Annotated in this window: 6 protein-coding genes; 4 read left to right on the top strand and 2 right to left on the bottom strand. The window is 37.2% G+C overall.

Translation table 11 applies throughout. The features are described 5' to 3' along the window. The first annotated feature begins 706 nt into the window (after positions 1–706). On the top strand, positions 707–1,291 hold the full coding sequence (locus tag LB467_RS18060) for a thioredoxin family protein (protein WP_224475509.1): 585 nt from the start codon (positions 707–709) through the stop codon (positions 1,289–1,291). 637 nt (positions 1,292–1,928) lie between these two features. Here the strand turns inward: LB467_RS18060 and LB467_RS18065 are convergent. Then, positions 1,929–4,328, bottom strand: a complete 2,400-nt coding sequence (locus LB467_RS18065; protein ID WP_224475511.1) for a PQQ-dependent sugar dehydrogenase — start codon at positions 4,326–4,328, stop codon at positions 1,929–1,931. A 512-nt stretch (positions 4,329–4,840) separates the two neighbouring features. Next, on the bottom strand, positions 4,841–5,560 hold the full coding sequence (locus LB467_RS18070; protein ID WP_224475512.1) for a cysteine hydrolase: 720 nt from the start codon (positions 5,558–5,560) through the stop codon (positions 4,841–4,843). 169 nt (positions 5,561–5,729) lie between these two features. Here LB467_RS18070 and LB467_RS18075 point away from each other — a divergent pair, with 169 nt between their 5' ends. From LB467_RS18075 to LB467_RS18085, 3 genes are all read left to right on the top strand, one after another. Further along, complete coding sequence (locus tag LB467_RS18075; protein WP_224475514.1) at positions 5,730–6,290, top strand: peroxidase-related enzyme; 561 nt, start codon at positions 5,730–5,732, stop codon at positions 6,288–6,290. Positions 6,291–6,300: 10 nt separating this feature from the next. Next, positions 6,301–7,671: an FAD-containing oxidoreductase gene (locus LB467_RS18080; protein ID WP_224475516.1), complete on the top strand. Its 1,371-nt coding sequence runs from the start codon at positions 6,301–6,303 to the stop codon at positions 7,669–7,671. Between the two features lie 390 nt (positions 7,672–8,061). Next, positions 8,062–8,433: hypothetical protein (locus tag LB467_RS18085; RefSeq protein WP_224475517.1), on the top strand; the 372-nt coding region annotated here is incomplete at its 3' end.

The following is an 8,433-nucleotide window of genomic DNA, read 5'->3' on the forward strand; positions in this document are numbered from 1 at the left end:
TTCCATTAATAAATCGTGTTAATTGAAAAAATTTTGGTATACGGCTCAATCTCACCAACCTTATCGGCAAATTAAACAATTTATTAAAGATTTATTTCCGTGCCTGATTAATCTTTAGCTTAATTTTAAATATTCCTTTCTGATTTTTGTAGACTTAAGTTATTCCGCATTTGTTATTCTGGAAATATGCAACACAGCTTTTGTAAGGATTATGGATCTTGGGTTATGAAATATAAAACTGTATGGAGTTAATTACTTTCAAATACATCATTCCCATCTTCCCGAGGATATATTTTGCTTTTTTTCAAATCTTTAGATGCAATATCCCAATATGCTGAAGGATGCCAGTTCGATCGGAAAGGTAGGTACTGGACCAAGTTATGTAAATAGAAAATGGGATGGAGAAAAAAGAATCCTCCAGTTGGATATGATTTGCCAATAAGAAAATTTTTGACCTGAATCTCCGTCGCTTGACTAAGATTCTCAAGGCATAGGGTGTTACCCTGTTTACGGAAATTTAAGAAAAGAGTGGGATGATAGAAGGATATGGAATTTTGCAAATACAGGGATAAGTATATTTCGAATTTTAAATTGAAGGGTTGTAATGATTCAGTTTAAAATTGGACTATCTTCTTTCAAAGTAGAAACCCGGACTGTCATAGTGAACAATTCGCTCGAAAAATCAATGAAATATACCTCTATAAATATGAATAAATCAATTTTTACTTACGAAGAATTTTACGAATGGATACTGGAATTAGTGTTGGCGGAGAAAACTTCGGGTAGTTCCCAAAGCCCAGCACTTGCAAATTTTACCGCCTTGAATGCAAAGCGTATGTCACGACTTAGCAAAACTGTTATCTTGCAACCAGAATTAATGAGCCTGTTACAGGAAATAACTGAGCTTCAAGAATGGCTTGTGATCACTGAAGCTTGGTGTGGTGATAGTGCACAGAGTTTACCGGTTATAGCGCGGATGGCTGCGGCATCTGATAATATAAATTTAAAAATTGTACTTAGGGAAGAGAACCCGGAGCTTATGGACCAATATCTTACCAACGGGAGTAAATCAATTCCAAAACTGGTAAGTTTTGACCAAAGCGGAAATGAAATTTTTACTTGGGGTCCCCGACCCGAACCTGCACAAAAGATCTTAATGGATTGGAAAAGGGAACCTGCAGGACGTAGTTGGGAAATTTTTGAAAAGGAACTACACACTTGGTATGCCTTGGACAAAAGTGTAAGCCTTCAGGGAGAGTTTGTCCAGATCCTGGAAAAACAAGAGGTTTAAATAGCTAAATGGTTTAGCCTTCTTACCTCATTAAACTTATGATTTACCACTTCCTTAGAGAACTGCAGTTCACTGAGATATCATCAGGGAGAAGATACCAAAGAGATCTGTGAGATCATAGGAGGCATAAAAAGCTTTCCCTCAGGTGAAAGAACGAATTCTAACAAAATTAAAAATATTTAAATCTTTATTTTGTTAGTACTACAGTAACTGGTCTATATAATCATAACCAGAAAGAAAATCATTTGAGAAGCAATACATCTACTTTACGTTTCATTTTTAAACATTTTAGCGATTAAAATTACTGCTTTTAGAACAACTCAAAAGGATGAATCACCTCCGGGGTGGGGATGGTTTCCAATAAACGATGGTGAATTGCACTCGTTATGTTGAAAAATCTTAAAGATCTACTTTATTTTTTAAATTATACAGCAGGTCTGCTGTTATGCCTGTTGCAACTGCATAAATTTATGGAACACGACATCTTTAGCTAGTCGTCTGGTTGCCATTTAGTTTTATGTAAATAGAAGATATTATCTTTCCCATTTTTATTCTTGGAAAATTATAACTTTGTTGTATAAAACCAAGGAGGTCCTATTATCATAAGACCTCCTTTAAATACATTTTTCAAATCCTTCTACTCGGTTTTTGTTATCTTCCAGATAGCTCCCGAATTCGGATTATATACGTATGGTGGTACTTGCGACATATCAATGGTGACCTCCCCATAATCTATAATATACAGGGCGCCATCAGGTCCAAATTTCACATCAAATGGCCGTTCCAATCCTTTCCCCTGCATTCCCAGATAAGAAGCCGGGCGATTACCGGGGTTAGTGGCAAACGGTTCAAGTTGTCCGTTTCCAGGATTTACACGGACCACCTGGAAACCTGCCGGGGCTTCGCCTCTAAGAGGGTTTGTTGGTGGTGCAAGATCTCCCCATTCTGCAATAAATAGATGGTCTTCCCATTCTCCCCAACTTGCAGGTGCAGCGTCCAACATACTTGGGGAAGAATTAAATTCATGGCTGCCCAGGACAACGGAAGAATTGGGCGGAGTCAAAGCGCTTGCCGCATGATCTATTAAGAATCCTAGTTGTTTGCCTATTAATTCATCATTGATGTATACAGGTGCCTGGAATTCATCGGGCACTTCAAATCTAGGATCGTTTAAAGGTTCTCTGTTGGCAGAGAAATCGGGGACTCCATACCACATGCCCTGGTGGATACGTAAACTGGCATCCATATAATCATTTACAGGACGGGAACCACGTATATCATAACCATTCTCACCGGCATACATATTTCCATTACTGTCCCATGACAAACCAATGATGTTACGGAAGCCCCAGGCGTAAGTAGATATGGTACTCATAGCATTATTTGGATCAAATCTAAGGATAGAACCTCCGCAAAGGCTAACTCCCGCTATTACCTGCCCCGGAGAAGTTTCTTCCCCAAAAGGCACATAAGCACCTGTTCTTATCATATCACCTTCTTCCTCTGTAAGAAAGTTAGGAGTTTCAAAGTTCTTACCCAGAAGTACAATGTCCTGACAGGGAGTGGAGCGTAAATCCGGACTTTTCTTAACATAAGGAGTAAGATCTGGCCCTACTACCGCAGCATTGGCGGCAAGACCAACAGCCACGTACATATATCCATCGGGGCCAACTTGAATATCATTTATTTGATGTTCAGCCTTGCTGTCTATAATTCCTTTAAACAAAAGTTCTAATTGCCCTGTTTTACTTACCCGAGAAACAGCCCCGGATAGATCATCAGCGCGATGGGTTATATAAAACCAGCCATCATGCCATAGCAAACCAACAATGGCGGGTTCTATGCCTCGATTGTCTAAATTCACTGCTTCTACCCTTGTTCCATCTTCCATAATCTGAACTATCTTCATAGGAGCAAGCTGGTTAGGGAATAATCCCCCACCGGCCTCTACAACAAACATATTTCCTTCATCATCCCAAGTAGCGGTTGTGGGCAGGTGTAATCCATAAGTCAATCTTTCCACAGTATAGCCTTCCGGTACCTGTACAATATGGTCGGTTTCAAAAAGTGGTGGAGAATCTCCAGATTCACAGCCTACCTTGAAATGGAAGTAATCGAGATTGGAATCTCCATCAAATAATCCCCTCACATTTCCTGCTGTAATTACTCCACTTCTAACCAAACGCTCTTCTGTATCATAAGCATCAGAATCCAGAAGCGTAATTTCCAGGTAGTATTCATTGCTATCATTACCAGCCGGCAAAGCTAGACATAGTGGTTCAGCAAAAGCATCTCCATTGCTGTTTGTTCCAACAGTATTCACCAGGTCACTGACTAGCACACTTCCTCTGGGATTTTGTGGGTCACCACTGTATCGCCAAGCATCTACCCTAAAGTGTGCAGGGAAATGCCTGCCGCTTTCGTTACAGAAATTTCCGAAAACACAAAACTTTAAAGCCGTTGTTCTATCAATATCAAAAAAGGTATAACCGTATTCATTCACCATTCGATCGTCAAAACATAAAACATCTACTTCAACATACTTTTTTACTCCCGCCCTAAGATCGATATCCAAAGGCAAGGGATTACTTACAAAACTGGCCATCTCACCACCGGTATGAGGTGCAATCCAAATTCTGTTACTGCTTAGATCTATGGGATTTCCATCATAAACGGCAAAATATTCAAGAGTATATATTCCCGCCTCCAATTCCAGATCTCCAGATTCTTCAGTAAAGTAGTTGCCATTGTTGGTGGGAGTAGAATTTACTCTAATCACAAGGGGTTCCTCCATGCTTCCAACGTTTGTTGGACCGTTGAGCACTACCTCCACAAAAGAAGGTACAGCGTCAGAACAGGAAGGAATATTGTTGAGTTGTTGCTTAAATTCGGCTCTGTTAGAAGCCAGATCATTTAATAGAGCTCCAAAGGACAAAGTTCCCGTTCCTTCATCTCTGATTTTCTCCTCTTTGGTACAAGAGGTAAAGAGCAAAGCGATAATTGTCACAAAGCCCATCCAATAGTTTAATGCTCTCATAATTTAGGATTTAATGGTTAATATTTAAATAATTAATACATTCAAGAACAAAGCGAAGTGAAATCCATAATTCAATAAAAGAATTCAAGTTTCTCATCTTCAGAAAATCCCGTTTAGGAAGTTCAGGACTAATAGGGGGGTATTTGAAAAAGAGCTTTTCAGGGGGTACAGAGGCAGAAAGTAAAGGCAAAGCGACCTTTTTATCTCACCTGGTTAAACTAAATTTACTGATTCTAATCTTTTACATTTGTCAAAAAAATGACAAATCACTTAAAATCAGTATGTTGTATTGAATGTCTATGCATTTTTAGTTAGAAGAAAATGAGTATTAATTTCCACTTTTTTTAAAGAAGATGCAAAAAAAGAGATAGATATACGAAGATTAATTTTTGTAAAATTAAAAATTATTCCCTTAGATTTTAAACTTATACCATTGTTTAGTATACAAAAAATAAATGAAAAGGTGCCATAAAATATGACACCTTTTGCATTTTAGGTAGGGCTAAATTCTTTTATTTTAAATTAGCAGTATTTAATGCTTCCTCAAATTCTTCTGTTGTAAACACATGGCTGGTAATCATTCTTAGATTCATTAAAGCACCCTGAAAAGTATCCAGTCCGGGAAGTTTTGCGCTTCCACTGGCATCGGCAATTACTCCTACTTCAAATCCTTCTTCAAGTAGATTCCTGGCATGGGATTCTAGACACAGATTGGTAGACATACCTGCCATTAAAACTTTTTCAATTCTATACTTTCTAAGTTGAAGGCTGAGGTCCGTATTCTTAGGGCTGTACAATTTATGGGGGTTGCAAAGAATAATATTTTCTCCTTCCAGGTATTGCTTGAATTCCTCGAGAAAATCGGCTCCTGAACCTTCAAAGCCTTCCATGTCCAACCGTCCCTTGCGTTTATACATTTCTTTTGAATGCATGAATTTCTCAAGAGAACCACCAAATTTCCATCCTTTATCTGCCGGAAAAAAATAATGGGGGGATATAAATATTTTCATTCCCTTGTGTCTCGCCAGTTTAAATACAGTAGACATGTTTTCTATTGTATTATTCTCCTTAACACTTTCCTTTACAATTGGCCAGGCTACCCCGTCTTCCCGAAGAAAATCATTCTGAGGATCAGTGATTACTATGGCAGTTTTTTTATCAATTTCAAATCCGGGATCCGGAATCCCTGCTTCCTTTGCAGCGCTAATTACTTTCCAGTCTGAGCTTTTCATAATTTTTCTTTTTAGTTGGATATTTCTATTAAAAAGTAATATAATCATTCGTCGTAAGATAAATTGTCAGATTTATGACATAAGCTGCGGGTGTATACCTGTAATTTTAAACATTTGTGGTAGGAACAATTGAGTATATTTAAATAAGTCAAATTATTAAGAACAATCTATGTCGCGAATAAGCATAATTCAACCCGAAGAGGCCACAGGAAGGCTTAAAGAAATCTATGACCAGCTGGAAAAGCAGCGTGGCCAAATAGCCGAGGTTCATAAAATGCAAAGTCTTCGGCCTGAGAGTATCGTGAAACACATGGATTTGTATATGGAAATTATGTATTCCAAATCTGATCTTTCCAGGTCGCAAAGAGAAATGATGGCCGTAGTGGTTTCTAAAACTAATAATTGCAAATACTGTATAGAGCATCACGCAAGTGCCTTAAATAAGTATTGGAAGGATGAAAATAAAATAGAAAATTTGAAGAAAAATTTTTTAAGGATTAATCTTAATTCTGAAGATTTGGCTTTGTGTATTTTTTCCAAAACCCTCACGAAAAATGATAGTATCCAAAATTATGGAACTTTAACGCATGAGTTGAGGGAAGTAGGTTTTAGTGATAAGGCCATTTTGGATGCCGCACTGGTGGTTTCTTATTTCAATTTTGTAAACAGGATGGTTTTAAGTCTGGGAGTAGAACTGGAAAGCGATAAAGGACAAAATTATAAATACTAAAAAAACAACTATGAAGTTTGATGCGATTATTATAGGAACAGGACAGGCAGGACCTTCTCTCGCCGCAAGTATGGCCAAAAATGACTGGAAGGTTGCCATTATAGAAAAGGGAAATCTGGGCGGTACCTGTGTAAATGTTGGATGTACGCCAACCAAAGCTTACGTAGCCAGTGCAAGACGGGCTTATATTGCCAAAAACAGTGCTGAGCTTGGTATTGAAGTAAATGGCGATATCAAAGTAAACCTGAAAACTATTAAAGAACGGAAAGATAAAATGATCACAGATTCCCGGAATGGCCTGGAAAAGATGTTGGAGAATAATAAAAATATTCAACTCATTCGCGGAAAAGCAAGTTTTCTAAATAAACACGCCGTAGAAGTGGAAGGAACCACTTATGAAGCAGATAAAATTTACATCAATGTAGGAGGCAAACCTAGAATCCCCGATGGTTTTAATGAAGTTGATTATTTAACAAATGAAAGTATTCTGGAATTAGAAGAAATTCCGGAGCATTTAATAATTGTTGGTGGTGGTTATATAGGCCTGGAGTTTGGTCAAATGTTTCGCCGATTTGGCAGTAAAGTAACGATGTTGGATAGGGGAGATCAATTATTGAAAAAAGAAGATTCCGAATTTGGAAAAACCATTGAAGAGATTTTTAAGGATGAAGGAATAGATGTTCGTTTGAATTCCGAATGTATAAGTGCTAAGAATAAAGAAGGCAAAATTGAAGTTTCGGTTAGTTGTGAAGGAGACAAATTGAACATTCAAGGTTCTCATCTATTAGTTGCTGCAGGGCGTATTCCTAACACAAGCAATATGGGTCTTGAAAACACCGATGTTAGTTTAGATGATCGAGGTTACATTAAAGTGAATGACCAATTGCAAACCAGTGTGTCAAATATTTGGGCGCTTGGAGATTGTAATGGGAAAGGAGCTTTTACCCATACTGCTTTTAACGATTTTCAAATTGTAAACTCTCACTTGTTTGAAGATAAAAAGAGAAAGCTTTCAGACCGATTTACCTGTTACGCCGCTTTTATAGATCCACCGCTAGCCAGGGTTGGATTGAATGCTAAAGAAATTCAAAAAGCGGGCATTAAGGCCAAAGTGGCTTCCAGGCCCATGGAAAAGATAGCCAGGGCTAAAGAAATGGGAGAAACCCTGGGAATGCTTAAGATTTATATTGAAGAAAATACCAAAAAGATCCTCGGAGCAACTTTTTTGGGTACAGGGGCCGATGAATATATTCATACCGTAATAGATCAAATGTATGCGGGGCAACAATTTACTGTAATTCGTGATGCGGTACATATTCATCCAACCGTAAGTGAATTAATCCCTACGATGCTGGAAAATCCAAAATCAATTGAAGAATAAGACTATTTGGATTTTCTGTAATCAATTTTGTGAAAGTCCAACCGTTTAAAATTCATGGTATAGATAAAGTTTAATTAAAGCTACTTATAAATCCCCATTAATCCCGGTTGTGCATAGTACAGGCAATCTTATAAGTGAACCCGAAAAACTATTTAATATCTAAACGAGGATAATCAAAAGTTTAATATTAAATAAAAGATCAGATAAGTGACGTGTTATGTCAGGTGAAAAACCACCAAAATTCGTGGCCGGTTTATACGTTGCTATTTAAAATTGCTTAAAATATTAAATGATTCCACAACCAGAAAATCAGAAAAAAGGATTACAGATTAATAAAAAATTAAAGGATTCCTACAAGAAGCCTTAGAAGAAATAATTAAATGAAAATGCATGAAATCACAAAACACTACTAAAATAAAAATCCTTATTACAGGTATAGTAAGTCTTTTAATTTTTAGTTTTCTTTTCTGGGATTATTTTCACGATGGTGTTGCAAGTCATCATATTTTAAACAAAAAAGAATTACCTGCAATTTCTAATTGGTGGGGTGGTATCTTGCTTCCTGTCCTATCCTGGATTCTCTTAGGCAGGATTGAAAAGAGGTTTAATAAACAATTTGCTCAGAAGCAAAGAGTAGGCAAACAGTACAGGAAGGTTTTTAGACTTTTCATAATTGGTTTATTTTGTGCAATTTTAATAGCCATATCTTTCACATATAAGTACACTTTGTTTATAGATAATGTTATTTATTTATTATTAATA

Source organism: Salegentibacter tibetensis (assembly GCF_020164485.1).
Taxonomy (GTDB): domain Bacteria; phylum Bacteroidota; class Bacteroidia; order Flavobacteriales; family Flavobacteriaceae; genus Salegentibacter; species Salegentibacter tibetensis.